Origin of the sequence: Parageobacillus toebii NBRC 107807 (assembly GCF_003688615.2) — a bacterium.
Classification (GTDB): Bacteria; Bacillota; Bacilli; order Bacillales; family Anoxybacillaceae; genus Parageobacillus_B; species Parageobacillus_B toebii.
In genome coordinates, this window is the sequence record NZ_CP049703.1 from 1,644,899 (window position 1) to 1,670,918 (window position 26,020).

General features: G+C 40.9%; 38 protein-coding genes. 28 read left to right on the plus strand and 10 right to left on the minus strand.

What is annotated here, in order from left to right; all coding sequences use genetic code 11:
• Positions 1-10 precede the first annotated feature (10 nt).
• Both DER53_RS08455 and DER53_RS08460 read left to right on the plus strand, forming a co-directional pair.
• Positions 11-1,078, plus strand: coding sequence for an ABC transporter ATP-binding protein (locus tag DER53_RS08455; protein WP_062753749.1), 1,068 nt, complete (start codon positions 11-13; stop codon positions 1,076-1,078).
• A gap of 1 nt (position 1,079) precedes the next feature.
• Entirely contained in the window at positions 1,080-2,018 is a 939-nt protein-coding gene (locus tag DER53_RS08460; RefSeq protein ID WP_062753747.1) for an ABC transporter ATP-binding protein, read from the plus strand.
• A gap of 25 nt (positions 2,019-2,043) precedes the next feature.
• Here DER53_RS08460 and DER53_RS08465 read toward each other — a convergent pair whose 3' ends face one another.
• On the minus strand, positions 2,044-2,226 hold the full coding sequence (locus DER53_RS08465) for a hypothetical protein (RefSeq protein ID WP_012749448.1): 183 nt from the start codon (positions 2,224-2,226) through the stop codon (positions 2,044-2,046).
• 258 nt (positions 2,227-2,484) lie between these two features.
• Between DER53_RS08465 and spxA the strand changes: the two genes are divergently transcribed.
• Positions 2,485-2,883, plus strand: a complete 399-nt coding sequence (gene spxA / locus DER53_RS08470; protein ID WP_003252337.1) for a transcriptional regulator SpxA — start codon at positions 2,485-2,487, stop codon at positions 2,881-2,883.
• Positions 2,884-2,960: 77 nt separating this feature from the next.
• On the opposite strand, the gene DER53_RS08475 is transcribed toward spxA, so the two are convergent.
• A complete protein-coding gene (locus DER53_RS08475) occupies positions 2,961-3,632 on the minus strand; it encodes a TerC family protein (RefSeq protein WP_062753745.1) in 672 nt (223 codons plus the stop codon).
• A gap of 216 nt (positions 3,633-3,848) precedes the next feature.
• Here DER53_RS08475 and mecA point away from each other — a divergent pair, with 216 nt between their 5' ends.
• From mecA to pepF, 4 genes are all read left to right on the plus strand, one after another.
• Positions 3,849-4,535, plus strand: coding sequence for an adaptor protein MecA (gene mecA / locus DER53_RS08480; RefSeq protein ID WP_062753743.1), 687 nt, complete (start codon positions 3,849-3,851; stop codon positions 4,533-4,535).
• 73 nt (positions 4,536-4,608) lie between these two features.
• Complete coding sequence (cls, locus tag DER53_RS08485; RefSeq protein WP_012749451.1) at positions 4,609-6,117, plus strand: cardiolipin synthase; 1,509 nt, start codon at positions 4,609-4,611, stop codon at positions 6,115-6,117.
• A gap of 110 nt (positions 6,118-6,227) precedes the next feature.
• Entirely contained in the window at positions 6,228-7,475 is a 1,248-nt protein-coding gene (locus DER53_RS08490) for a competence protein CoiA (protein ID WP_244319534.1), read from the plus strand.
• Positions 7,476-7,572: 97 nt separating this feature from the next.
• On the plus strand, positions 7,573-9,387 hold the full coding sequence (pepF, locus tag DER53_RS08495; protein WP_062753741.1) for an oligoendopeptidase F: 1,815 nt from the start codon (positions 7,573-7,575) through the stop codon (positions 9,385-9,387).
• Positions 9,388-9,405: 18 nt separating this feature from the next.
• Here the strand turns inward: pepF and DER53_RS08500 are convergent, their stop codons facing one another.
• The 5 genes from DER53_RS08500 to DER53_RS08520 form a co-directional block, all read right to left on the minus strand.
• A complete protein-coding gene (locus DER53_RS08500) occupies positions 9,406-9,603 on the minus strand; it encodes a hypothetical protein (RefSeq protein WP_062753739.1) in 198 nt (65 codons plus the stop codon).
• A gap of 261 nt (positions 9,604-9,864) precedes the next feature.
• A complete protein-coding gene (gene spxH / locus DER53_RS08505) occupies positions 9,865-10,758 on the minus strand; it encodes a ClpXP adapter protein SpxH (protein ID WP_012749455.1) in 894 nt (297 codons plus the stop codon).
• Positions 10,751-11,164 (minus strand): globin domain-containing protein, encoded by a 414-nt coding sequence (locus DER53_RS08510; protein WP_012749456.1) that lies wholly within the window; start codon positions 11,162-11,164, stop codon positions 10,751-10,753. The genes spxH and DER53_RS08510 overlap by 8 nt, the downstream gene beginning before the upstream one ends.
• A gap of 94 nt (positions 11,165-11,258) precedes the next feature.
• Positions 11,259-11,849 (minus strand): lytic transglycosylase domain-containing protein, encoded by a 591-nt coding sequence (locus DER53_RS08515; protein WP_062753737.1) that lies wholly within the window; start codon positions 11,847-11,849, stop codon positions 11,259-11,261.
• On the minus strand, positions 11,846-12,439 hold the full coding sequence (locus DER53_RS08520) for a CYTH domain-containing protein (RefSeq protein ID WP_062753735.1): 594 nt from the start codon (positions 12,437-12,439) through the stop codon (positions 11,846-11,848). The genes DER53_RS08515 and DER53_RS08520 overlap by 4 nt, the downstream gene beginning before the upstream one ends.
• A gap of 128 nt (positions 12,440-12,567) precedes the next feature.
• Here DER53_RS08520 and DER53_RS08525 point away from each other — a divergent pair, with 128 nt between their 5' ends.
• Genes DER53_RS08525 through DER53_RS08540 form a run of 4 tightly spaced genes read left to right on the plus strand, consistent with a single transcriptional unit; the run spans position 12,568 to position 15,365 of the window.
• A complete protein-coding gene (locus tag DER53_RS08525) occupies positions 12,568-12,942 on the plus strand; it encodes a UPF0738 family protein (RefSeq protein WP_012749459.1) in 375 nt (124 codons plus the stop codon).
• Between the two features lie 17 nt (positions 12,943-12,959).
• On the plus strand, positions 12,960-13,592 hold the full coding sequence (yjbM, locus tag DER53_RS08530; protein WP_012749460.1) for a GTP diphosphokinase: 633 nt from the start codon (positions 12,960-12,962) through the stop codon (positions 13,590-13,592).
• A gap of 23 nt (positions 13,593-13,615) precedes the next feature.
• Complete coding sequence (locus DER53_RS08535; RefSeq protein ID WP_285754780.1) at positions 13,616-14,410, plus strand: NAD kinase; 795 nt, start codon at positions 13,616-13,618, stop codon at positions 14,408-14,410.
• Positions 14,411-14,468: 58 nt separating this feature from the next.
• Positions 14,469-15,365, plus strand: a complete 897-nt coding sequence (locus tag DER53_RS08540) for an RluA family pseudouridine synthase (protein ID WP_062753733.1) — start codon at positions 14,469-14,471, stop codon at positions 15,363-15,365.
• A gap of 12 nt (positions 15,366-15,377) precedes the next feature.
• Here DER53_RS08540 and prpE read toward each other — a convergent pair whose 3' ends face one another.
• Positions 15,378-16,115: a bis(5'-nucleosyl)-tetraphosphatase PrpE gene (prpE, locus tag DER53_RS08545; RefSeq protein ID WP_062753731.1), complete on the minus strand. Its 738-nt coding sequence runs from the start codon at positions 16,113-16,115 to the stop codon at positions 15,378-15,380.
• A gap of 76 nt (positions 16,116-16,191) precedes the next feature.
• A complete protein-coding gene (locus DER53_RS08550) occupies positions 16,192-17,364 on the minus strand; it encodes an FtsW/RodA/SpoVE family cell cycle protein (protein WP_012749464.1) in 1,173 nt (390 codons plus the stop codon).
• A 172-nt stretch (positions 17,365-17,536) separates the two neighbouring features.
• Here DER53_RS08550 and fabI point away from each other — a divergent pair, with 172 nt between their 5' ends.
• From fabI to DER53_RS08615, 14 genes are all read left to right on the plus strand, one after another.
• Positions 17,537-18,313, plus strand: coding sequence for an enoyl-ACP reductase FabI (gene fabI, locus DER53_RS08555; RefSeq protein ID WP_012749465.1), 777 nt, complete (start codon positions 17,537-17,539; stop codon positions 18,311-18,313).
• Between the two features lie 193 nt (positions 18,314-18,506).
• A complete protein-coding gene (locus DER53_RS08560; protein ID WP_062753729.1) occupies positions 18,507-18,932 on the plus strand; it encodes a CotO family spore coat protein in 426 nt (141 codons plus the stop codon).
• On the plus strand, positions 18,919-19,266 hold the full coding sequence (locus DER53_RS08565; RefSeq protein ID WP_062753728.1) for a DUF1360 domain-containing protein: 348 nt from the start codon (positions 18,919-18,921) through the stop codon (positions 19,264-19,266). Before DER53_RS08560 ends, DER53_RS08565 begins: the two co-directional genes overlap by 14 nt.
• A gap of 242 nt (positions 19,267-19,508) precedes the next feature.
• Positions 19,509-19,631 carry a hypothetical protein gene (locus DER53_RS17565; protein WP_012749468.1) on the plus strand — a complete coding sequence of 41 codons (123 nt, stop codon included), beginning with the start codon at positions 19,509-19,511 and terminating at the stop codon, positions 19,629-19,631.
• Positions 19,632-19,712: 81 nt separating this feature from the next.
• Positions 19,713-19,931: a hypothetical protein gene (locus DER53_RS08570; RefSeq protein ID WP_174525692.1), complete on the plus strand. Its 219-nt coding sequence runs from the start codon at positions 19,713-19,715 to the stop codon at positions 19,929-19,931.
• A gap of 32 nt (positions 19,932-19,963) precedes the next feature.
• Positions 19,964-20,167 carry a phage holin family protein gene (locus tag DER53_RS08575; protein ID WP_062753726.1) on the plus strand — a complete coding sequence of 68 codons (204 nt, stop codon included), beginning with the start codon at positions 19,964-19,966 and terminating at the stop codon, positions 20,165-20,167.
• A 133-nt stretch (positions 20,168-20,300) separates the two neighbouring features.
• Positions 20,301-20,507: a DUF1657 domain-containing protein gene (locus tag DER53_RS08580; protein ID WP_012749471.1), complete on the plus strand. Its 207-nt coding sequence runs from the start codon at positions 20,301-20,303 to the stop codon at positions 20,505-20,507.
• 107 nt (positions 20,508-20,614) lie between these two features.
• Positions 20,615-21,082 carry a YhcN/YlaJ family sporulation lipoprotein gene (locus DER53_RS08585; protein WP_244319536.1) on the plus strand — a complete coding sequence of 156 codons (468 nt, stop codon included), beginning with the start codon at positions 20,615-20,617 and terminating at the stop codon, positions 21,080-21,082.
• A gap of 11 nt (positions 21,083-21,093) precedes the next feature.
• The gene (spoVAC, locus tag DER53_RS08590) at positions 21,094-21,573 is read left to right on the plus strand and encodes a stage V sporulation protein AC (RefSeq protein WP_062679097.1); all 480 of its coding nucleotides are present in this window, start codon (positions 21,094-21,096) and stop codon (positions 21,571-21,573) included.
• Positions 21,573-22,589, plus strand: coding sequence for a stage V sporulation protein AD (gene spoVAD, locus DER53_RS08595; RefSeq protein WP_062753722.1), 1,017 nt, complete (start codon positions 21,573-21,575; stop codon positions 22,587-22,589). The genes spoVAC and spoVAD overlap by 1 nt, the downstream gene beginning before the upstream one ends.
• Positions 22,586-22,942 carry a stage V sporulation protein AE gene (spoVAE, locus tag DER53_RS08600; protein WP_062679095.1) on the plus strand — a complete coding sequence of 119 codons (357 nt, stop codon included), beginning with the start codon at positions 22,586-22,588 and terminating at the stop codon, positions 22,940-22,942. Before spoVAD ends, spoVAE begins: the two co-directional genes overlap by 4 nt.
• Before the next feature lie 12 nt (positions 22,943-22,954).
• Positions 22,955-23,161 (plus strand): DUF1657 domain-containing protein, encoded by a 207-nt coding sequence (locus DER53_RS08605; protein WP_012749476.1) that lies wholly within the window; start codon positions 22,955-22,957, stop codon positions 23,159-23,161.
• 12 nt (positions 23,162-23,173) lie between these two features.
• Entirely contained in the window at positions 23,174-24,034 is an 861-nt protein-coding gene (locus DER53_RS08610) for a DUF421 domain-containing protein (RefSeq protein WP_062753720.1), read from the plus strand.
• Positions 24,035-24,050: 16 nt separating this feature from the next.
• Entirely contained in the window at positions 24,051-24,212 is a 162-nt protein-coding gene (locus DER53_RS08615) for a hypothetical protein (protein WP_012749478.1), read from the plus strand.
• A gap of 148 nt (positions 24,213-24,360) precedes the next feature.
• Here DER53_RS08615 and DER53_RS08620 read toward each other — a convergent pair whose 3' ends face one another.
• Positions 24,361-24,681, minus strand: coding sequence for a thioredoxin family protein (locus tag DER53_RS08620; RefSeq protein ID WP_062753718.1), 321 nt, complete (start codon positions 24,679-24,681; stop codon positions 24,361-24,363).
• Between the two features lie 132 nt (positions 24,682-24,813).
• On the opposite strand from DER53_RS08620, the gene DER53_RS08625 reads away from it, so the two are divergent.
• From DER53_RS08625 to spoVIF, 3 genes are all read left to right on the plus strand, one after another.
• Positions 24,814-25,053 (plus strand): hypothetical protein, encoded by a 240-nt coding sequence (locus DER53_RS08625; RefSeq protein ID WP_012749480.1) that lies wholly within the window; start codon positions 24,814-24,816, stop codon positions 25,051-25,053.
• 76 nt (positions 25,054-25,129) lie between these two features.
• Entirely contained in the window at positions 25,130-25,279 is a 150-nt protein-coding gene (locus DER53_RS08630) for a YjcZ family sporulation protein (RefSeq protein WP_012749481.1), read from the plus strand.
• Positions 25,280-25,398: 119 nt separating this feature from the next.
• Positions 25,399-25,656, plus strand: a complete 258-nt coding sequence (gene spoVIF, locus DER53_RS08635) for a sporulation-specific transcription regulator SpoVIF (RefSeq protein WP_012749482.1) — start codon at positions 25,399-25,401, stop codon at positions 25,654-25,656.
• Positions 25,657-26,020 lie beyond the last annotated feature (364 nt).

A 26,020-nucleotide genomic window follows, 5' to 3' on the forward strand; every position in this document is an offset into this window, starting at 1 on the left:
GTGTGAGAGTATGGAAAAACTGTTGGAAGTGAAAAATTTAGAGGTATCGTTTCAAACATACGGTGGAGAAGTACAAGCTGTTCGTGGAGTGAGCTTCCATGTAAATAAGGGTGAAACATTAGCGATTGTAGGGGAATCAGGTTCTGGAAAAAGCGTCACTTCACAAACGATTATGCGCCTTATTCCTACTCCGCCTGGAAAAATAAAAAACGGTCAAATCATATTTAATGGAGAAGATCTTGTCAAAAAAACGGATAAAGAAATGGAACAAATTCGTGGAAGAGATATCGGGATGATTTTCCAAGATCCGATGACATCGCTCAATCCAACGATGAAAGTCGGACATCAGATTATGGAAGTGATCATGAAACATCAAAAGGTGTCTAAATCAACGGCAAAAGAACGGGCAATTGAATTGCTGCGATTAGTTGGAATCCCAATGCCAGAAAAGCGTGTAAATCAATATCCGCACGAATTTTCTGGGGGAATGAGACAACGTGCGATGATTGCCATTGCTTTGGCTTCCAATCCAAAGCTGTTAATTGCCGACGAACCAACAACTGCTCTCGATGTAACCATTCAAGCGCAAATTTTGGAATTAATGAAAGATTTACAGAAGAAAACAGGGACAGCCATTATTTTTATTACTCATGATTTAGGAGTAGTAGCCAACATGGCTGATCGCGTTGCTGTGATGTATGCGGGGAAAATCGTTGAAATGGGAACGGTGGATGAAATTTTTTACGATCCGCGGCACCCTTATACGTGGGGCCTGCTTGCCTCCATGCCAAGCCTTGATAGTGATGATAAGGTAGAGTTGGCATCGATTCCAGGATCGCCGCCGGATTTAACGAATCCTCCAAAAGGTGATGCGTTTGCGCCGCGTAATCCGTACGCAATGAAAATTGATTTTGAAATGGAACCGCCGTTGTTCCAAATTTCTGATACCCATTATGCGGCGACATGGCTGCTTCATCCGGATGCACCAAAAGTAGAGCCACCCGAAGCGGTAAAACGCCGATTGCGCAAGCTCTCCACTAACTACCCTCAACCAATCATTGTAAGGGAGAGTGAGTAATATGCCTGAAAAACAAAAGCTCATTGAAGTGAAAAATTTAAAACAGTATTTTCCAGTGGGTGGCGGAAAAGTCGTTAAAGCTGTAGATGGCGTTACCTTCGATATTTATAAAGGAGAAACATTTGGTCTTGTTGGGGAGTCGGGTTGCGGTAAATCAACGACGGGACGAACGATTATCGGGCTATATAAGGCGACGGGCGGAGAAGTTCTTTTTAATGGTATAAATGTCCACGGCAAACACTCAGCCAAAGAGTTGAAAGTATTAAAGCGAAAAATGCAAATGATTTTCCAAGATCCGTATTCATCGCTTAATCCGCGCATGACCGTTGCAGATATTATCGCTGAAGGGATTGATATTCACGGCCTTGCGAAAACGAAGGAAGAACGGATGCAGCGCGTATATGAGCTGCTTGAGACAGTCGGTTTAAACCGTGAGCATGCCAATCGCTATCCGCATGAGTTCTCCGGCGGCCAGCGCCAGCGTATCGGGATTGCCCGCGCGCTAGCGGTAGAGCCAGAGTTTATTATCGCCGATGAGCCGATTTCTGCGTTAGATGTGTCGATTCAGGCGCAAGTGGTGAACTTAATGAAAAAGTTGCAGCGGGAAAAAGGCTTGACATATTTGTTTATCGCTCATGATTTGTCGATGGTGAAATATATTAGCGATCGTATTGGCGTTATGTACTTTGGAAGAATGGTGGAACTTGCGGATGCGGAGGAATTGTACCGCAATCCGATTCATCCTTACACAAAAGCGCTATTATCGGCAATCCCGCTTCCTGACCCGGAAACAGAGCGGACGCGCAAACGGATTATTTATGATCCGTCGCAGCATAATTATAAAGAAGGAGAGGAATTGGAGTTTCGTGAAATTACTCCAGGGCATTTCGTATTATGCTCGGAAGCAGAATATAAAACATATCAATCGATGTATAAATAAAACGATCTCGATTTGAGAGATCGTTTTATTTTTTGCCGCCGACTAAATTCCAGCCAGCTTGTGTACGTTTTGTTTCGTTTACATGTTCTTTTCGCTTCGAACCGCCGAAAATTTTTTCGCCAATACCGTTCGCGATGACTCCCATTAACGCAGTGATGCCAACAATCATTACGAAAACGATGATATAATCCATAACATATTGTGTCATGAACGCTCTCCCCCCAGGCAATCGCTCTAATTTTATTGTAAGTGATTTTTCTTTTTATTGGAAGAAGCGGTGAAAAATAAACCTAGAAAATAGATGACTTTTTTGAAAAACTATATCTTTATTTATATATTTATTGTATAATGTATTATGTTAGAGTTATTTCAAATTACCATGTTTTGTAGTTGCAGAGTTTAGCTAGTTCGTTCCATTGATATAGAAGGCAAGGTTAGGTTATCCTTGTTGAAAGGGAGTGAGAATATGGTGAAATTGTATACTTCACCAAGTTGCACGTCATGCCGAAAAGCGAAAGCATGGCTAGAAAAACATAATATTCCTTATGTAGAACGCAATATTTTCTCCGAACCGTTAACGATTGAGGAGATTAAAGAAATTCTACGCATGACGGAAACAGGAACAGATGAGATTATTTCAACAAGATCAAAAGTTTTCCAAAAGCTGAACATCAATCTCGAGTCGTTGCCGCTTCAAGATTTATATGAACTTATTCAAAAACATCCTGGAATTTTACGTAGACCGATTATTATTGATGAAAAACGGCTTCAAGTCGGTTACAATGAAGACGAGATTCGCCGTTTCTTACCACGTAAAGTGCGAGCATATCAACTTCGTCAAGCGCAACGTCTCGTTAACGAATAAGAGGAGAACCAACTTCTACATGGTCCGCCATGTAGAAGTTTTTTATCACCTCTTTATTGAGCAGCAGATCCATATTTTTATGTCCAACGATGCAATTTTCTACGATTGATAATGAAACCGAGCAAAACGACTGATGCCGCTGTAATAAATGGAAACATCGGTTTCCATGCAGCAGCGCTGTCGTATAAATAGCGGATTTGTTGTTCTTCGCTGATCATTTTTCCGGCGGTATAGGCTAACAGAGCTCCGCCAATATAAATGAGGAAAGGGTATCGTTCCATCGCATAAAGAATTAGTTTACTGCCTAAAATGATAATGGGAACGGAAAAAAGAAAACCAAACACAACGAGAGAAGTATGACCTTGAGCTGCTCCAGCGATCGCAAGAACATTGTCTAACCCCATCACAATATCAGCTGTCACAATTGTCCATATCGCTTTCCAAAGGGATGTTTCCGATTTAATAGATGCACTCGCTTCCTCTTTTTGAACCATTAATCTTAAAGAAATCCAAAGCAAAATGCAGCCGCCGACTAGCTGCAAAAAAGGGATTTTTAATAATATCACGATCCCTACTGTTAAGAGAATGCGAATGAAAATGGCCAACGCGGTGCCAAGGACAATTGCGATATTTCGTTTTCGTTCCGGCAGCTTGCGGCTTGCTAACGCGATAACAACAGCATTATCTCCTCCAAGAATAATATCAATGCCAACGATGAGAAGAATGGATGTCACATATTCGCCAGCCATGCATGTCCCTCATTTCTTTTGTTTTCACCATCATTATAGTAGGGCATGTTTTATTTCATACCCAATTTTTAAAAACTTGGTTTTTTTATTTCCCATCTTTCGATTTTTATCATAAAATAAAAGTACAAGACATAATCTTGTATTTAAGATAGAATTTTTGGGGGTAAAAGTCCCTTCAATTTTATTCTTTTTTTTAGGAAGGGAGAGTTCGGCAATATGGAAATAGAGCGAATTAATGAACATACAGTAAAGTTTTATATTTCTTACGTTGATATAGAAGAACGTGGTTTTGACCGGGAAGAAATTTGGTATAACCGTGAGCGCAGCGAAGAATTATTTTGGGAAATGATGGATGAGGTTCATAGCGAAGGCGATTTTTCGCTTGAGGGCCCTCTTTGGATTCAAGTACAAGCATTGGATAAAGGGTTAGAAGTGCTTGTCACAAAAGCGCAATTATCGAAAGATGGAAGCAAATTGGAACTTCCGCTTCCGGAAGAAAAATTGCGCGATTTTCCAGTCCCAGTTGATGAAAAAATTGAAGAACTGCTTGACCATCATTTCCATATTGTACGCAATGATGAATCGTTTACCGACGATAATGATAAGGAAATCCTTCAGTTTACTATTTGTTTTAAAGATATCGAAGATTTGATTGCCCTTGCACATCGTGCTAACTTTACAGGACTTGACAATCGTCTTTTCCAATTTGAAGATCGATATTACTTATTTGTCCAATTTAATGAGGAAGATTACACCGAATATGAAATGGACAACATTTTGAGCTTGCTTCTAGAATATGGAATGGATTCGCAAGTTACGATTTACCGTTTAGAGGAATATGGAAAAGAGATTATTCGCGACAATGCTTTAGAGGCGATCAAACAATATTTTCCATTAAAGTAGCCGCCGATTTCAACTGCTGAAATCGGCGTTTTCTTCGGCGGGAAAGTTTAGAAAATAGGTCAGGTGAATTTCATTGCGAAATACGTTAAGGGTTATTATTTTTGTCCTGGCTGTAGCGGCTTTTTTATTTTTGACCAATGATTATTGGGAAGGGAAGCTGCTTGGTGGGCTTAGTATTTTAATTTCTTGCTCTGTTGTTTTCATTGCGTTTGTTATTTCTCTCGAAAACAGAAAGCCTGCCCATACAATCACGTGGCTTGTCGTGCTCGGAAGCTTCCCGCTAATTGGATTTTTCTTTTATTTAATGTTTGGAAGAAATTATCGAAAGCAGAGGCTTTTCCAAAAAAAGGCGATGCTCGATGAACAAACATTTTTAAAATTTCAAGGACAGCGAGAGTGGGCGATAGAACAGATGCCGATTGGAGAACACCAACGTCCGCTGCTTCAGCTGGCTCATCGAATTGGAAAAAGCCCGGTTTCTCTCGCGACGGAAACAAGGGTATTGACGAATGGCGAAGAAACATTTTCTACTATTTTTGAAGAACTGGAAAAAGCGACACACCATATTCATTTAGAATATTACATTGTTCGCCATGATGAAGTTGGACAGAAGCTAAAAACGATTTTAATAGAAAAAGCAAAAAAAGGAGTTCATGTCCGTTTTCTTTATGATGCTGTAGGAAGCTGGAAATTATCCAAAACGTATATTCAAGAGCTGCGCGATGCCGGGGTAGAAATGATTCCTTTTTCACCGGTTCGTTTGCCGTTTTTGAGCAACACCATTAACTTCCGCAATCATCGAAAAATTATTGTGATTGACGGAACGATTGGCTTTGTTGGGGGACTGAATATCGGTGATGAATATTTAGGAAAAGATAAATATTTCGGTTTTTGGCGCGATACGCATTTATGGATTCGTGGTGAAGCGGTCCGGACGCTACAGCTTATTTTTTTGCAAGATTGGTATTATATGACGGGAAAAACGTTATTGACACCGGAATATTTATCTCCAGAGCTCGTTCATTATGACGGTCAGGGGGGAGTTCAGTTAATTGCGGGTGGTCCTGACCAGAAATGGGAAGTCATTAAGCATTTATATTTTGCAATGATTACGTCTGCTCAGCGATCGATTTGGATTGCGTCGCCGTATTTTGTGCCTGATGAAGATATCCTAACAGCATTAAAAATCGCTGCTTTAAGCGGGCTTGATGTCCGCATTTTGGCACCGAAACGACCAGATAAAAAAATTGTCTTTTATGCCTCACGATCCTATTTTCCGGAATTGTTGGAAGCAGGTGTGAAAATTTATGAATATTCAAAAGGATTTTTGCATAGTAAAATCATGATCGTTGATGGGGAATTAGCATCAATCGGCACAGCTAATATGGATATGCGCAGCTTTCATCTCAATTTCGAAGTAAACGCTTTTTTATATCATACGGATAGTACAAAAAAACTTGTTGCTGATTTTCTTGAAGATTTAAAAGAAGCCAGTCCAATTGATTATGAAACATTTCAACAACGTCCGTTATCCATTCGTGTTGTTGAATCTGTATCAAGATTATTATCTCCTTTATTATAAAATTTCACCCGGAATTGTACCGGGTGTTTATCATTTTTAGGGAATTTTGTATAAAAAATAGGAAACCAGACTGTTTTTGTCGAATAAACTAGAAAGGATGATGAAAGGATGTGATCATTTTGCTTGTTGCCATGCTGCGGAATGGAGAATTCATTTCACTGGCTAAGACTTGGACAAAGGAGGAATTAGTTCAGTTAAAGAGGAGGGAAGCGTTTTTTTGTCCTGCCTGCAAGCGGGAAGTGGTATTAAAGCTCGGCAGTCGCCGCATTCCACATTTTGCGCATAAAAAAGATACCGCATGTCCATATGAATATGAGTCGGAATCAACACGTCATTTAACAGGAAAGTTAGATCTATTTTCCTGGCTTCAACGTCAAAACATACGGGCAAAATTGGAGCCATATTTACCATCGATTCAACAACGTCCAGACATCCTTGTTGCGCATAACCACCTCCTGTATGCGATGGAATATCAATGCTCTACCATTAGTGAACAGTTGTTTCAAAAACGCAATGATTCCTATCGCATAAAAGGAATTCGACCAATTTGGATTCTTGGAGCACATCATTTGCGATATCGGACCATATACCACTTGGCATTGCCCCGATTTCAATGGATGTTTGCCCACCATTTTCCGTTTGTTCCTCGCCCGCTCCTTTTCTACTATTGTTCGGAAACCAAACGTCTTATCCGCCTCGTTCATTTGATTCCGTTTTCTGTTCGCCATACATTTGCGATTCCCATTGTCAAGCCACTGCATTCGGTTTCTTTTTCCGATTTGCTATCATCTCCGGTTGTTTCACTGCCACCATCGTTTTGGAATGATTGGCTTTGCCGTAAAAAACAATGGCGTCTCACTTTCACGTCATATCCGAATAAGATCACAAGGCTTATTTGTTCTGATTTTTATCGATGGGGCATTATTCCTTCTCTTTTTCCTACGGAAGCAGGCTGGCCGCTGCCGCACGGCTATTTGTTTGAAACACCGCCATTTATTTGGCAAACATATGTGTTAATCCCATTTATGCAATCAGAAAGCAAACATGTCTCTATACATTCCATTTATCGTTTTATTGATGAAAGAATGGCAGCGGGGCGGCTTGCGGCTCGCCAGTTGCCGCTCGCAATGGGACAACGCTATACGCAAGCAGTTTATGAGTATTTGCAATTGCTTACGAAGTTAGGTTATTTTCAATGGGAAAGCCGCAAAAGCCTTCGTTTAGTAAAGGAATTTACTTTTCCAAAGACGATGGATGAAGTAATACAGCAGGATCAACAAATGATGGAGCAGATGAAAATGGAGCCATCACTTTACCATTATATAAATAAATTGGAACTTAACAAAAATATTGTATAAGAAAGTGATGGCAAACATTTATTTTCTCGAAAAAGGAAATGATAGTAAAAAAGTGAATATGATTTATGATATAATTTTCCAAAAGGAGGTTTGCAAAATGGAAGAAAAGAAAACAAAAAAATCGTTGCCATCACGAAGTGAAATTCCTGTAGAAGAAACATGGCGTTTAGAGGACATTTTCCCAACGGATGAAGCATGGGAGCAAGAATTCCAAGCAGTGAAAAAAATGATTCCGAAATTATCGGACTATCAAGGGCGGTTGGGAGAATCAGCGGATACGTTATACGAAGCGCTGCAATATCAAGATGAGATATCGATGCGTCTCGGCAAGCTATATACATATGCGCATATGCGTTACGACCAAGATACGACAAATGCCTTTTATCAAGGACTTAATGACCGTGCTACCAGCCTTTATAGCGAAGCGTCTAGTGCGATGGCGTTTATCGTTCCGGAAATTTTAGCGATCGATGAGGCGAAGTTGCGTTCATTTTTAGAAGAGAAAAAAGAATTAAAGCTGTATGAACACGCTTTAGACGAAATTAACCGTCAGCGTCCGCATGTATTGTCTGCCGAGGAGGAGGCGCTCCTTGCCCAAGCTGCGGAAGTCATGCAAGCATCTTCGACTACATTTGGCATGCTGAATAATGCGGATTTAACATTCCCAACGATTATTGATGAAAATGGGGAAGAAGTAGAAGTGACACATGGCCGTTTTATTCGCTTTTTGGAAAGCACAGACCGCCGTGTGCGGCGCGATGCGTTTAAAGCGGTATATGATACGTACGAAAAGTACAAGAATACGTTTGCTAGCACTCTCGCCGGAGCGGTGAAAAAAGATAACTTTTTTGCCCGCGTTCGCCGTTATAAATCAGCACGGGAAGCGGCATTAAGCAGCAATAATATTCCTGAAAGTGTTTACGATAATTTGATCGAAACGGTTCATGAACATTTGCCGCTGTTGCACCGTTATGTCCGTTTACGCAAAAAAGCGCTTGGACTTGACGAACTTCATATGTATGATTTATATACTCCGCTTGTGCAAGAAGTAAAAATGGAAGTAACGTATGAAGAAGCGAAAGAATACATGTTAAAAGGGCTTGCTCCGCTCGGTGAAGAATATATTGGCATCGTTAAAGAGGGCCTCGAAAACCGCTGGGTAGATGTACGCGAAAATAAAGGGAAACGAAGCGGTGCCTATTCATCAGGTTCATATGGAACAAATCCATATATTTTGCTTAACTGGCAAGATAACGTCCATAATTTGTTTACGTTAGTCCACGAATTTGGCCACTCTGTGCATAGTTATTACACACGCAAAACGCAGCCGTATCCGTATGGAGATTATTCCATTTTTGTTGCTGAAGTTGCATCGACATGCAACGAAGCGCTATTAAGTGATTATTTATTAAAAACGATCGATGATGAGAAAAAACGATTATATTTACTTAACCATTATTTAGAAGGGTTCCGTGGCACGGTCTTTCGGCAAACGATGTTTGCAGAGTTTGAACATATGATCCATATGAAGGCGCAGGAAGGCGAAGCGTTAACAGCTGATTCATTGACTTCCATGTATTACGAATTAAACAAAAAATATTTCGGTGATGATATTGTCGTCGATAAGGAAATTGGATTAGAATGGGCGCGGATTCCACATTTTTATTACAATTATTATGTTTATCAATATGCCACAGGGTTTAGCGCAGCCACCGCATTAAGCAGACAAATATTAGAAGAAGGGGAACCGGCTGTTAAACGCTATATTGAGTTTTTAAAAGCAGGCAGCTCCGATTATCCAATTGAGGTGTTGAAAAAAGCGGGAGTAGATATGACGAGCGCGGAACCGATCCGGCAGGCTTGTCAAGTATTCGCAGAAAAACTAGATGAAATGGAACAGATGTTATCGTAAAAAACAGCGAATGTGGAGTTATTGCCACATTCGCTTTTGATAAAATCCTTTAAATTGGTTGCGGCTGTTCCAAGTTGCTAAAAAGCCAAAAATGGAAACAAATAAAAGTGGCATCGTAATAAACAGTGGAATAAGATGCATAAGACCAAACAAATTTAAACAAAAGGCGATAAGCACAACCAATCCCCAAATGAACAGAGTGATGTGTTTCTTCACCTTTTTTCCCCTTCCTAATTTGATTCATTTCATTTATATGAACAAAGCAAAGGAAAACATGCTTTCTTCTATATTTATGACAATAATGTGAACAAAAGCACAAAGTAGTTGTCAACACTCGCCTTAATTTGTTAAGATAATATCGTGAACGAAGTCACAAAAACCTTATACCCCTTTGTTTGACCGTGAAAAATTTCTCCCATCCCCTTTGTTGTCTTGGCAACAAGGAAAAGCCCGGCATTCAGCCGGGCTTTTCCTTATTTATTCTTCTTCTGAGATATAGCGCCAAAACGTTCCATGCTTTACCGGTACTTTTTCCACTTTTTGTTTCAGCTGCAGTTTTTTCATCTCTTTTTCCGCTTCGTTTATAGTCATATCATAAACAACTGCAATTTCCTTTGTGGCGACGAATTTAAAATGGCTTAAAAATGACTCGAGCGGGGGAGGAGGGGATGGTTCTGGATGGAAGCCAAGCAATTCATGAATAAGTTCGACATAAATCTCGTAAGGGTAACATCCGGAAATTTTAATTCCTTCGTCCTCAATGTTTTCGTTAAAAAAGACGAGTGTTGGAATTTCATTTACATCCATCTCTGATGTAATTTTTAAATCGCATTGAAATGCTTTGGACGCACTTGACGACTGTAAATCACGAACAAATTCATCCACATCCAATCCAACGCTTATTGCACAATCAATTAACACGGAGATATCGGATACATTTTGCTTTTCCAAAAACAATAATTCCTGTAATTTGCGTAAGAAACGAATCCCTGCGCGTTTGCCTTGCAATTCCGCCGCTTTAATGGCGATCGATGGAGCAAATGGGCTAGAAATTGGATTTTCAAGCCATAGGCTTCCATCGCAAGACATTCCCGAACGGCACGCCGTCCGCTCCCACACTTTGGCGATCGTTTCTGGCTTATGGCGTTTCCGCATATTCAGCGTTGCCAATGTTCCGCTTAACACGTGTTTCAATGTAAAAAAGCGACCATACTCAATGATTAGCTTTTTGATAATAGGTTCAAGCCCCCAGCATTCAGGGCATAAAGGATCGATAAACAAATAAATTTCCAACGGCTTTGTCTCGTTGCTGCGAGGCTGGGAAGCATACCACCAATCTGGGGTCGGCTTCCCAGCTAATTTGTCATTCAAGGGAATGCTCCTTTCTTTCCAAATTGTCTGGGGTATTGACCATATGATGAGCAGTCAAAACGAGACGATGATAAATTTGTTCGCGCACCGGTCCAGACAGACCGATTTCATCCATCGCCGCGCGCATACAGGAAAGCCATGCCTCAGCGCGAGTTGGAGTAATTTCAAATGACAAATGACGTGCCCGCAACATTGGATGTCCGTGCTCCTCTGTGTAAAGTGGCGGCCCTCCTAAGTATTGTGTTAAAAATTGTTTTTGTTTTCTAATCGTTTCTGTTAAATCATCCGGAAAAATTGGGATTAAATCAGGATGTTTAGCAACACGTTTATAGAAAGCTTCCACAAGCCTTGTAATTGTTTTTTCTCCACCGACCGCCTCATAAAGTGTTTGCCATTGTTCAGCCATTGTGAATACTCCTTTTAGATATTGTGTACGACTATTTTACTGCTATTTTAACAATGAAGTTTATTTATCTCAAACAAAGTGACTTGAATAAATATTATGAGTAGTATGTGTTGAGCACTTTTTCAACATATGCTCTTGTTTCGGCAAATGGTGGAATTCCTCCATAACGATCTACGTTTCCGGGGCCGGCATTATATGCGGCAAGTGCAAGCGAGACATTGCCGTTATAGCGGTCAAGCAGCATTCGTAAATATTTTGTCCCGCCCTCGATGTTTTGGGCTGGATCAAAACGGTTTTCTACTCCAAGCATTTTTGCGGTGCTTGGCATTAACTGCATAAGTCCAGCCGCACCGGCGCGGCTGCGCGCATTTGGATTAAAATTAGATTCGTGACGAATGACAGCGCGAACGAGCTTTGGATCAACATCATATTTTTCCGCAGCCTGTGCAATTAATGTATCAATATTTCCATCCATATGTTTAGAGGAAGATGTTTTTTCTGCCGATGGTGTTGACACATTTGGATTTTCAGGGACTTGCAACATTGGTTGCTGCTCTGACAGCAATTGATGGAATAGCTGCGCAAATGACCATGTGTTATTTTGATTTATGATGTTTGGACGATTGGTAGATAAATTTTGCAATGCCTGAAGTTCCAACAATAGTTTTAGTGCAGGAGTGTTCATCGCTCTTCCTCCGCTCTATATTTTTTCATATATAAACGTTGAATTTTATTAGCTGTTGGCCGAATTGGGATATGCAAAGAATGAAGCAGCTGTAAAAATCGTTGTTTTCCGCTTTCTGCATCTTTAGTCTCATATTCTAACTCATAATCATCGGTTTGTAGGTAATGACTATGATCAAGAAAAAGTGTGCCGCCTTTGTACATCCATTGTGCTCGGTCGGTGGCTAATGTGCCAAAATGTCGTAGTTGTTCAGGCGGAACGCCAATTTCTTGAAGAATTTGTGCAATCGGGCCTTGAACCATTGCAGTGCCATTTAAGAGGGCGTCTGCTTCTTCTTTTGTAAGCTGTTCATGCGTCTCAAGCAAAACCCCTTGTGCTGTCGTTTGTTTCAACGTTAATGTGTAGTTGCCGTTTTTTACGCGAATTCGCAGTGCTGCTCGTTTGTCTTTTAACAAAAATTGCGGTGTGTCAAAATAATGATTTTCTTGATGTTCAAAAGCATGATCATCGATATGAAACACTTGGCGAATTCGGTCGAATTCTTCTTTTGTTAATAAATTTTTAAATTCGATTTCTATTTCTTGGTTCATGTTTTCTCCCCTTTGTATCCATTTCAATTTTATTATCGGATGTTTATTGTTGAATATCAATTATTTATTATGCATAGGGTGATTATGGTAAAATAAAAAAGGACTGTTTATGTGGAAGGAGATTTGGCATGCAAAAGAAATTAGTCGTAGAAAAAGTAGAAAAACGAGATGAGCGATTATGGCTAATCTGCGATCATCCTCCATTTTCGCTTGAACAAGCAAGACCAAAAAATCATATGCTTGTTGATTCAGACAATATTGCGTTTATTTATATATTAGAAACGGATGAAGATTTTATTTATGTTGCGATTCCATCCGAGTTTTGGATGGACATCAAACAAGTATTAACAGACGGTACACCTATCTTTTTGCAAAGTGGAACGATCGAAATGGAACTGACCCATTTCAAGGAAGAGCTAACATATTTAATTGAAAATATTGATGGAAACGCCAATTACGGAGAACAGATGGAACAGGCGGTAAAAGAAATTTTTCTTACATAACAATTGGTGGTGGTATGATGGTCAAACATTGGGATTTATTTTTGGCGCCATACAAACAAGCGGTGGAAGAATTAAAAGTAAAACTAAAAGGAATGCGCGCCCAATTTGAAATTTTAGGGGTGCATTCGCCAATAGAATTTGTTACCGGAAGAGTAAAGCCAGTCGCAAGCATTTTGGATAAAGCGCAAAAGAAAAATATACCTCTTGATAAATTGGAAGAACAAATGCAAGATATTGCCGGACTTCGTATGATGTGCCAATTTGTCGATGATATTAAAACGGTAGTCGAATTGCTTCGGAAGCGGAACGATTTTGAAATTGTGGAAGAACGAGATTACATCAGCCAAAAAAAAGAAAGCGGTTATCGCTCTTACCATGTAGTGATCCGTTATCCGGTGCAAACGATTTGCGGAGAAAAGAAAATTTTGGCAGAGATTCAAATTCGGACGCTCGCGATGAATTTTTGGGCAACGATTGAACATTCATTAAACTACAAGTATAGCGGTCGCTTTCCTGAAGATATTAAAGTAAGATTGCAGCGCGCTGCAGAAGCAGCTTATCGTTTGGACGAAGAAATGTCAAAAATTCGCTTTGAAATTCAAGAAGCGCAAGCAGCTTTTTCGCGAAAACAGGATGCAAAAGGGGAATAACGATGAAAGAAAAACAAGCGCCGATGAAATTTGCCGTTACGTCCAAAGGGGATGAGACATCGAACGCACTTACGCAAAAAATTAAAACATATTTACTTGATTTTGATTTACAGTATGATGAAGATAAACCTGATATTGTCATTTCTGTCGGCGGTGATGGAACATTGCTTTATGCGTTCCATCGTTATTGTCGCCGATTAGATAAAACGGCGTTTGTCGGTGTTCATACCGGACATTTAGGATTTTACGCCGATTGGGTGCCTGAAGAAATCGAGAAGCTGGTCATCGCGATTGCGAAAACACCGTACCAAGTGGTGGAGTATCCGTTGTTAGAAGTGATTATTCGCTATATAAACGGAGGGCGGGAAGCAAAATATCTCGCTTTAAATGAATGCACAGTAAAAAGCGTCAGCGGCACGCTCGTGATCGATGTAGAAATTCGCGGTGATTTATTTGAAACGTTTCGCGGTGACGGATTATGCATTTCTACGCCGACAGGAAGCACCGCCTATAATAAAGCGCTAGGCGGCGCGATATTACACCCATCACTCGAAGCGATACAAGTAACCGAGATGGCGTCCATCAATAACCGGGTGTTCCGCACGATTGGATCACCGCTTGTACTTCCTGCGCACCATACATGTATATTAAAGCCAGTGAACAATGTCGATTTTCAAATTACGATTGATCATTTATCGCTTTTGCATAAAGACGTTAAATCGATTCAATGTCGCGTCGCACAGGAGAAAATTCGTTTTGCTCGTTTCCGCCCGTTTCCATTTTGGAAGCGAGTGCGCGATTCATTTATCGCTGATTAACCCATTTCGCTCCATTGTTTGATTAGAATAAATAGGAAGTAAAGGAAGGTACAAAACATTGTCGCGTTTTACGCTAACTTGGACGATTACGGAAAAAGAGGAAGGAAAGCTTGTCCGGGAATTTTTAAAGGAACAAGGCATTTCGAAAACGGCATTAACAGACATTAAATTCCATGGAGGGGCCATTTTCGTGGATGAACAGCCAGTCACTGTTCGTCATCGTCTTTGTTGTGGAGAAACATTGCGAGTACTATTTCCGAAAGAATCCCCAAGTGAAGGGATGATGCCGGAAGCGATTCCGCTTGATATTGTATATGAGGATGAATATGTTTTGGTCGTGAATAAACCGCCGTTTATGGCAACGATTCCATCGCGTGAGCATCCGGGCGGCACGCTTGCTAATGCATTGCTTTATCATTACCAAAAGCAACAGTTAGAGTCGACGATTCATGTTGTAACAAGACTGGATCGCGATACTTCCGGCCTTGCTCTCGTCGCAAAACATCGTCATATTCATCATTTATTATCCACGCTGCAGCAACAAGGAAAAATAACGCGGCGTTATGAAGCGATTTGTCACGGATGTTTAACGGAAGACAAGGGGACGATTGATGCGCCAATCGCCCGCAAAAGCGATAGCATTATTGCTCGGGAAGTACGCGATGACGGTCAACGGGCCGTTACTCATTTTCGCGTATTACAGCGGCTTCGTGAATATACATACGTATCGCTCCAGCTAGAGACAGGCCGCACGCATCAAATTCGTGTTCATTTAGCGCATATTGGCCACCCGCTTGCAGGGGATGAATTGTATGGCGGAAGCCGGGAAGCAATTAGCCGCCAGGCGTTGCACAGCAAAGAGCTTTCCTTTTTCCATCCGATCAAGCGGAAAATATATACGTTTTCTTGCCCGCTTCCTGATGATATGAAACAATTGATGGAACGGGTAAGCTGATAAGCGGCATTTTCAATCGAACGTTCTGAATTTTTCCGGCACATATGGCAAGGAAGATGGAACCGATATGGTTTCTATTTCAGGATATCGAAAAGCGGTAAGCGCTCCGCCGAATACGCAGCCAGTATCAATATTAATCGTACGATTAATGATTCTAGGTTGTTTCACCGGTGTATGACCGTATACAATCCATGCGCTTCCTTTGTAACGCTTTGCCCAATCTCGCCGGACAGGTGTTCCATCGGGATTTGTTTCCCCAGTAATATCACCATAAAGAACGAATGTTTGAACTTTTTTATCATTTCTTCCAATATAGTCTCGACGAAGGCCAGCATGGGCAATAATAAGGCGGCCGTTATCTAGCTGCGCGTATAACGGAGCGGCTTCATATAGCCTCATAAACTTTTTTCGAATCATTGCTTGTTCACTTGGCGGCAATGCGCGATATTCTGCGACAGTTGTTTCAAGACCGTGCGTAATTTGGACGTTTCTTCCTAAAAAGAAGCGATACAGTTTATTGCAATGATTCCCTGGGACATAATAAGCTGACTTGCGCTCGACAAGGGAATAGACAACTTCTACTGTTTGCAACGATTGTGGGCCTCGGTCTGTTAAGTCGCCGACAAAGCCGAGTTTCCGCCCATCTGGGTGAAGGGGAATGCCGTCTTCCCATTCATATCCAAGCTTTTTAGTTAGCTTTACAAACTCTGAATAACATCCATGAATATCGCCAATGATATCGATTTTCATCGCTTCATTCTCCTTTAGTAAAGTAATGAATGCGCATGATTATTATAAAATAAAAAGCCGCTGATCATGCGGCTTTTTATTCTTCGGAAGAAAACATAAACTTTTTCGTGCGTGAATGGACATTCAGAACAAGTCCAATGGCTAACATATAAGTCGCAAGCGAACTTCCCCCATAACTGATAAATGGAAGCGGAAGCCCGGTGATTGGCAAAAGTCCAATGGTCATTCCAACGTTTTGAAATACTTGGAATGTAATCATTCCAATGACCCCGGCGCATAAGTAGCTTCCGTATAAATCATTGCTTTCTAAAGCAATATGAACCATGCGGTAAATAAGAAGGAAAAACAGTGAAATGACAACACTTGCACCAATGAACCCGAACTGTTCGGCGATGATTCCGAAAATGAAGTCGGTATGTGCTTCCGGGAGGTATACTTGAATGTTGCCAAATCCTTTTCCATACAATTCTCCAGATCCAATCGCAAGCAGGGAACGAATGAGCTGGAAGCCCTGTTCATTGGAATATTCATAAGGAGCAAGCCATCCATAAAAACGGTTTAACTGATATTCCTCTAAAATATATTTGTGGAAAAAGTCAGGGAATCGGAAGAAAATAAATACAAGAATAGCGACGGCCATCAATCCGGCAAACACAATTCCGAGAATGATGCGCCAGCGAATGCCAGAAACGAGCACAAGTGATGCAGTAACGGCAACAAACACCATCGACATTCCTAAATCCGGTTGCTTCATTAGCAATATTAATGGCGGCAAAACAGTTAAGGCGATTTTGCCAAGCAGCCTAAAGTCATCTTTTACGGTCGGTTCCGGATATTTCTCGCGATGGTTAATGATAATGCGGCTAAGAACGATAATCATAAAAATTTTCATTAATTCAGATGGCTGAAAGTTCCCGCCTGGAAGAGAGTACCAGCTCGTTGCTCCTTTAATGGTGACTGTTCCAGGAACGTTAAGTTCAAGACCCAATAACAGCAGCATTCCAAATCCATATAAATACCACGCGATTTGGAAAAAACGATCATAGTCGATAATCATCGTTAATGCGATAACAACACCACCAATCGCATACCATTGCAATTGTTTATAAGCAAAATTGACATTCTGCAATTTTTCCGGCAAAGTTGGTTGTGCGCTATGAATAGCGATCGCACTAACAATCGCCATTAAAAACAAAATAAACAACAAATTATAATCAAGCTTTGGTTGTGATAGCCGATCTTGTTCCATATTATGACCCTCTCCATCATGATAAAAACATGCCATATACCATATTAACGAATTACGATATTTTTGCAAAGAGTTTTGACTCATTTACTTTCTGTGAGACTTATCATATAATAAAATTAACACTAGGTACTAATAACAAATATTAATTTTAATGGATATAGGAGGATGACGGATGAATTTATCGTTAAAAGGACGTACATATGTGGTTATGGGAGTGGCGAATAAACGCAGTATTGCATGGGGAATTGCGCGGTCTTTGCACGCAGCGGGGGCTCGTCTTGTGTTTACATACGCTGGGGAACGTTTTGAAAAAGAGGTTCGCTCTCTTGTTGATACGCTGGAGGATGAAAACTCTCTTCTTTTGCCATGTGATGTGACAAAAGATGAAGAAATTACCCAATGCTTCCAACAAATTAAGGAGCAAGTTGGCGTCATTCATGGGGTTGCCCACTGTATTGCATATGCAAACAAAGAAGATTTAAGCGGAGAATATATGAATGTAAGCCGCGAAGGATTTTTGCTTGCCCATAACATCAGCGCTTATTCATTAACTGCTGTTGCTAGGGAAGCGAAAGAGTTGATGACCGAAGGCGGAAGCATCGTCACATTAACATACCTTGGCGGTGAACGTGTGGTACAAAATTACAACATTATGGGTGTGGCAAAAGCATCGCTTGATGCAAGTGTAAAATATTTAGCAAACGATTTAGGAAAATACGGCATCCGTGTCAATGCCATTTCAGCAGGACCGATTCGGACGTTATCGGCAAAAGGGGTTAGCGACTTCAACTCGATTTTAAAACAAATCGAAGAACGCGCTCCGCTTCGTCGCACGACGACGCAAGAAGAAGTTGGCGATGCGGCACTATTTTTATTTAGCGATTTGTCACGCGGCATTACGGGGGAAATTATCCACGTCGATTCTGGGTACCATATTTTAGGGTATTAAAATGAAAAATTAGAGCCGGATTATCGATCATTCCCATCCAGCAATGGTGATAGCGATCGAAAAAACGTTATATAAATCGGATTAGCTGTTCCTAGAAAAGGAGCAGCTTGTTTTTTTGGGTAACTTCTTGGCAATTCTTATGATAAACAGCATACATATATAAGGCAACAGTTGAAAAAGGAGGGGACTATCGATGAAACGGCGGGATATGGTGGAAAATGAGCCGCTTCTTTATATCGTGCAGCCGAAGCTGGAGCGTGTGGTTTCTTACATGCAGAAAACGTTTAAAAGCAAAAAGGATGTCGAGAAAAAAACGGAGCATGAGAACGAATGGGGACATGAAGAAATTGTCCAAGAGCAAGAAAAGCAGTTTCAACAAATGTCGCTAGAGGAACAGCTGTCCTTTTTAGGCAATCTCCCAGAGCATCTTGCCAATATAAAATGCAAGCTCGTTAGTACGGACGGAGAAAGAGAAGGAATCATCCGTGAATATGATAAAACGGAAATTATCATGGATACCGCTTTCGGAGAAGTTGTGATTCCAAGAAAGGAGGTCGTTTCCCTTACGTTAATTGGTTTTTCTGAGAAGGGAGAAGAAGAACATCGTGACCGCTACTGAACTTTTTCTTTTTATTTTAGGGACATTTCGGTTAACGAGATTGATCATGTATGATTCGATTACTGCTTTTTTACGGAAGCCGTTTCATGAAATTGTGGAAGAAACATTACCAGATGGAACGGTACAATCATTTTTGCATATTAAAGGAAGCGGTCTGCGCCATTGGATCGGGGAACTGCTGAGCTGCTATTGGTGCACAGGAATTTGGTGTGCTGCTATTCTTTATATCGGCAACATATTCTGTCCTATTATATTTCATCCACTCCTTATGATATTGGCGATTGCTGGGGGCGCCTCTTTCATCGAATGGGCAGTGGAAAAATGGGATTCATAAAAACGAGCGGGGGAAAGAAAGGTCTCCCGCTCGTTTTCTTGTATCTATGATAAAGTATCGATTAATACACGCAAAGCAAGAAATCATTGCAACATCATGGAATGTTTACGGGATTTTCGACAACAGTTTTTTGGCCAATGCCAATTATATCCGAAACATCAAAACGTGATGAAAAAGGAGAAACATATTTTTTCCGCACCACATAAACTAATAATACACTACACAGCTTGGAGGTTATAGCGATGAAAAAAGGAATTCAACCACAGCAAATTAAGGCAAAACGAGTGTATTCTTCCAAAAAGACGGCTGCGAAGCGGGCAGGAGGATGTGGCTGCGGCAGAACAATAAAAAGAAATAATGGATAAACTGTGAAAAATGCCTATACCTTCATCTGCCTAGTTGCATAGTCTAACAATGCAACAAGTCGACAGGAAGGAGGAATGGGGATGTCTGGTCGTAAAAAATCTCGTGTTATCCATGTCGATAAGCTAATTATTCACGCTGACGATGTGGTGATAGTTCCAAAAGGACGCATTCGCGATCCGTGGTTATTTCCGCATCGCGAAGATGTAGAAGCAATTGAAGATGTTCATGAAGAATCACCGCGTGATGATCATAAGCATGATGATCATGAAGAGGAAAGAAGACCTTTTTCCTGGATTTAAGCATTTGGTGAAAATGGATGGGGGAAGCGTAAGTGGAACGCTTTAAAAACTATGGTCTTTGGCTTGCCATCGGTTCTTTTATCTTTTTGGCGCTGCAAACATTTGGCATCGATATCGATTTAGGGAAGTATGAGCGGCTGTATGAAGCATTTTTAAGCATTCTCGTCATCGCAGGGATTATTAACAATCCATCTCTTGGCCGCGGTTTTTCTGACAAAGTGAAGGAAGAAAAATAAGTATAAAGAAAAGGCTGTCCGGTTCTATGGACAGCCTAATTTTTTGTAAAAAATGACAATTATATTTTTCTGCAAAAAAATCCATTCTAACAATTGTAATCGATACTACCACAATATTAGGGAGGGAATAAACATGACTGTTGCAACTCAAGTAAAACAAACATTAGCAGGTTTAAAATCAGCTCAAGCAAGTTTCGAAACATTTGCATTACAAACGGAAAACCAAGCAGCAAAACAACTTTATCAACAAGCAGCGCAACAAACACAAGCGATCGTTGATTTAGTCAACTCTCGCGTGCAAGAAATTCAAAACGAAGAGCCACAATATAAACAACAATAACACATGCTATTTTGCAGCGAGATCGAGTTTCCAAAGATGTTGAAAAAAGGTTGGTTATATACCAACCTTTTTTCGAACGAAATACATAAATGGATGGGTTGATGAGAATGAGAAAATGGTTGATGATGACGGTTGTTATCGGCATATTGATGGGCGGCTGTACAAATGAAAACAAAGTAAAGCAGCAGTCGATGCAAGGATCTGATTTCATGGAAATAAATACAAATGGAGCGCAACAGGCTGCCATCAATCAGCAAGCGGCAGAACAAGCAGTTGCGCATCTTAAGGAAAGAGATGATATAAAAGATGTCGTTGCTGTAAACACAAGCAAAAAACTGCTTGTCGCTTATCAAATAAAGCATATGCATCGATTTTATCGCAAACAAATCGAAAAAGAAATTGATCGTCAGTTAATACGTTTATTTCCAAATTATCAAATTGTTTCATCGAGTGATTTAAAAATTTTTTGGAAAACAGAAGAGCTGCGTGGCAAATTAGGAAATAAAAAATGGAATGAACGGAAAGTGGATCAACAAATAGAAAAGATCAAACAATTAAGCGAAGAGCTCACGTAAGGGGTGGCACCATGGCAAACGAGAAACGAAAAAAACTTACTCCCGTACAACAAGAATATCATTTATTTGAGAAAGAACGAGAAACGAAACGCCCTGTCTTGAAAAACTGTGTTCGCGCTTTTCTTATTGGTGGGCTAATTTGTACCATTGGGCAAGCGATATCGTATCTTTACATGTACTTTTTTGATTTTACGGAGCAAACGGTGGGAAATCCGACCGTAGCGACGATGGTATTTATTTCGATGATTTTAACCGGACTTGGAGTGTATGACCGGATTGCGCAATTTGCTGGGGCTGGCAGCGCTGTTCCTGTTACAGGCTTTGGGAATGCCGTTATTTCGGCAGCGATTGAGCATCGGACGGAAGGATTTGTGCTTGGGGTCGGCTCGAACATGTTTAAGCTGGCAGGGTCGGTTATTTTATTTGGTACGTTTTCCGCCTTTGTCGTTGCATTAGTGAAAACGATCGCAACGAAATGGGGTGGTTTATAATGCTAAAAGGGCATCGGACATGGGTATTTGAAAACAAACCGACTATTTTGTCAACGGCGACTGTTGGAGGGCCGTTCGAGGCAAACGGCCGCATCGCCGATGATTTCGATCTGCTTCATGAAGATTTGTGGCTCGGTGAGGAATCGTATGAAAAGGCGCACAAAGTGCTGCTGGAAGAAGCGATGTTCAAAGCGATGGAAAAAGCGGGAATAGAAAAAGAGAAAGTGCAGTTTCTAATTGCCGGAGATCTTATTAACCAGATGACCCCGACTAGTTTTGCGGCACGAACGATTGGCGCTCCATATTTAGGGGTGTTTGGCGCCTGCTCTACTTCGATGGAAGGATTGGCGTTAAGTGCTTTTATTGTGAATTACGGTGGGGCAGACTATATATTGACAGGTGCGTCAAGTCATAATGCGGCGGTAGAGAAGCAATTCCGTTATCCAACGGAATACGGAGGGCAAAAGCCGCCAACCGCCCAATGGACAGTCACCGGGGCAGGTGTAGCGCTTATCAGCTCTCACGGCGACGGACCGCGTGTTACATCAGCGACGATCGGCCGAGTCATTGATATGGGATTGAGCGACCCGTTCAATATGGGAGGAGCGATGGCACCTGCGGCAGTAGATACGATCGAAGCACATTTGCGCGATATGAAAATTGATGCCTCTTACTATGACTTGATCGTCACCGGGGATTTAGGAAAGATCGGACATGAAATATCGTTCGATTTATTGCGTCAACATGGAGTGAATGTAGAGGAAGATCGCTATCAAGACTGTGGATTGATTATTTACCGAGAAGGTCAGCCCGTATTAGCGGGAGCGAGCGGTGCTGGTTGTTCTGCCACTGTCGTATACGGGCATTTGTTAAACCGAATGAAACGAGGAGAACTGAAAAGAATTCTCGTCGTTGCAACCGGCGCCCTTCTATCGCCGCTTTCGTTCCAGCAAAACGAAACGATTCCTTGCATTGCTCACGCGGTGGCGATCGAGTATGGAGGTGATGAATCATGATGTCGATGTTTTTTTGGGCGTTTGTTGTCGGTGGGCTTATTTGTGTTATTGGACAAATTTTGATGGATGTGTTCAAACTGACTCCTGCCCATACGTTGGCATCGCTGGTTGTCGTTGGCGCCATTTTAGATGGTTTCGGTTTATATGAGCCGCTCATTGATTTTGCTGGTGCTGGTGCAACAATTCCGATTACCAGTTTTGGGAATTCGCTAGTTCACGGGGCGCTTCAAGAGGCGGACAGACATGGCATTATTGGAGTGCTGACGGGAATGTTTGAAGTCACAAGTTCTGGTATTTCGGCAGCAATTGTATTTGGATTTATCGGTGCACTATTATTCCGACCAAAAGGATAAGGAGGAAAAGCGATGACCGTTGCCTCGCAAGTAAAACAAAGTCTAGCGAGCTTAAAGAGCATTCATGCCGGACTGCAAGGGCTTGCTCTCATTTCACAAGATGAAGAGGCGCAGAGAACGTTCCATGAGGCGATGATGATGACAGAGGAAATTATTGCTGATATAAAAAAGCGTATCGGCAAGCTGGAATTGGAGGAGCCTCAATATCATGGAAAGTAAGGAGCATGATCGATGCCAGTATGGTTAGAAGTAGCAATTCGTTCGGTTTTTATTATAATTGGGTTGTTTATCATTACACGGATATTAGGAAAAAAACAATTAGCAAAACTTTCGTTTTTTGAGTATATCGTCGGCATTACCATTGGCGACATTGCGGGAACAATGTCAATGGATTTAAGTATTAGTCTGGAGGAAGGAATTACAAGTATTTTAATTTGGGCGTTATTCCCGGTGGCTACTTCTCGTCTTTCACTGCGAAATAAAAAATTCCGCAACTTCGTTGAAGGAAATTCGACGGTCTTTATTAAAAACGGCAAAGTGTTAGAAGAAAATTTAAAACGGGAAAAATATACCGCCGATGAATTGCTCGAGCAGCTTCGCAAAAAAGATGTGTTTCGTGTGGCAGATGTGGAATTTGCGGTGCTTGAGCCGAACGGCGAGTTAAACGTGTTATTGAAACGGGAAAAACAGCCGTTAACCGTTGGGGACGTATTTCCAAACCCTCCGTCAGAAAAGGAGCCGCAAACAGTAATTATGGACGGCATGATTTTAGATGAGCCGCTTGCGACGATGGGGCTGAACCGCGGCTGGCTAAAACAGGAATTGGATAAACAAGGGGTGGCGATCGAGAATGTGTTTTTAGGCCAAGTAGACTCTTACGGTCAGCTGACGCTCGACTTGTATGACGATAAAATCCAAATTCCTGAGCCGCAAGAGAAAAAGCTGCTGCTAGCAGCGATCAAAAAAGTGCAGGCAGACTTTGAATTATTCGCTTTGCAAACAGAGTCAAAGGAAGCAAAAGAACTATATAAGACAAACGCTGAAAAAATGCAGAAACTATTGCAAAAAGTGGAGCCATTTTTACGAAACTAAAGGAGGCATATACTAAATGGAAAAAAAACGTATTCGGACGACAGACGAAGAAATTAAACTGGAATTAAAGAAAAACAGCCGTGCAAGCACCACCGATGAAGAAATATCGATTGAATTTATGTACAACGAAAACAATGTCACCCATCAGCCGAAAGATTATGAAGATATTGAGTATTAACAGACGTATTGGAAAGCAAAATTTTTCTAAGACGGCCATCGGCAATTAAAAAGCGTTTCTGTTCTTTGAACAAAAGCGCAAAATGCAAAGTAGGAAAAAGCCGCTAGGGAATATTCACCCGACAAGCGGCTTTTTTGTTTGCAAAAATTTATACGGTTAATGACTGCAAGAATTCTTTTACTTCTTCTGGTGTTTTCGCATTGGCGCTATGGAGATGAGCAATTTTTTCCCCATTTCGGAAGACGAGCAAACTTGGAATGCCCATCACTTGGTACTTTTCAGCAAGCTCTGGAAAATCGTCGCGATTAATTTCGAACCAATCGTATTGCGAATATTCGTTAACGATATCATCGATAAACATGTTCATTCTTGTGCAATCTGGGCACCATGTTGTATAAAACTTTACAATTACCGGTTTTTCCCCCGAAATGACCTCTTGGAATTGTTCTGTCGTTTGGAGCTCTTTCAATAGAATTTCCCCCTTGAATGAAGTAGTGTCCGCTTATACTTTATCACATTTTTGTGGAAAAAAAGAATTTATATGCTTTGGCACATTGTCCCCTAAATTGCATAAACAAATGGTAAGGAAGGAGGGGATAGGATGAGCCGCGAGTTGGAAAAAGCGCTGGAAACGTGGGCGAATTCTAAAAAAGAGGGACATGAGCAGTTTATTAAGTTGTTTGAACAGTGGGGAAGAGACTTCGATAAAAAAATACAGGAAATCGAGAAGCTAAATAATCAATTTTTAAAAGGCGTCCAAGGAAACTTGGATTATATGAACAAGTGGTTTTCGAAAAAAGAAAACCAGTTTTCGAAGCTGTTTCGGATATTTGGGGAATAGATTTCCATATACGCCTATACCAGTTGCAAGCATGATGAATACGATAAAGTAACAAAGCGTAAGGAGGTGCACCATTATGGGCTTTGGATGCTGCGGTTTCGGAGGATACGGAGGCTTCGGCTATGGAGGCTTTGGCTATGGCGGTTTCGGCCATGGCAGTAGCTTTGTGTTGATTGTTGTGTTGTTCATTTTGTTAATTATTGTCGGTGCTGCGTTTGTATACTAATGTCATGTAATGGGTGCGGGCTGTTCTATTCGACGGGCAGCTCGTACTTTTTCTTTCTGATGTATGCACTTATTGGTTTTCAATTCATACGATATAAGAGGAAAAGGAGGATTTGGTAAATGGATAATCAGTTTTTTAAAAATATCGAAAAGAAAACAGGTGTAAATATGAAAGACGTATTCGAATTAGCCAATTCTTTGCAAAATGCCAATTTTAAAGACGAAAAAACAGTGCGTCACGTCATCAAACGCGTCGCGCAAATCGCCAATCGGAAAGTGCCAAAAGAGCTAGAAGACCAAATCGTCAAAACGATCATTCAAAACGGAAAACAGCTTGATTTTAGTACGATTGCTAACATGTTGAATAACAAAAAGTAAGCAAAAGGGAGTCTTCGGAATCGAAGCTCCCTTTTGTTCTTTATATTCCTTAGAAAAAAATGAATATTGGCAACTAAAGCGAATCAATTACAAAAAGACGGTCTTGAAAATCTATAATATAAATAGTAAACAAAGGAAATAAAATATGCGCGAAGGAATAGACGTTACAATGATTGCTTTCATTCCGAATGAAGCGTGCTGTTGTAGGGCATGGACAATATACAGAAGATATAAAGAAACTAGTGCAGCAAAATATGATATGGCGTGAAAATGATTGACTAAGTCACGAACGGCTTATGTATGAATTGGAAATGAAATTGTATTTTCTCTTGGCTGTTATACGTACAGCATAACCGCTTATGTA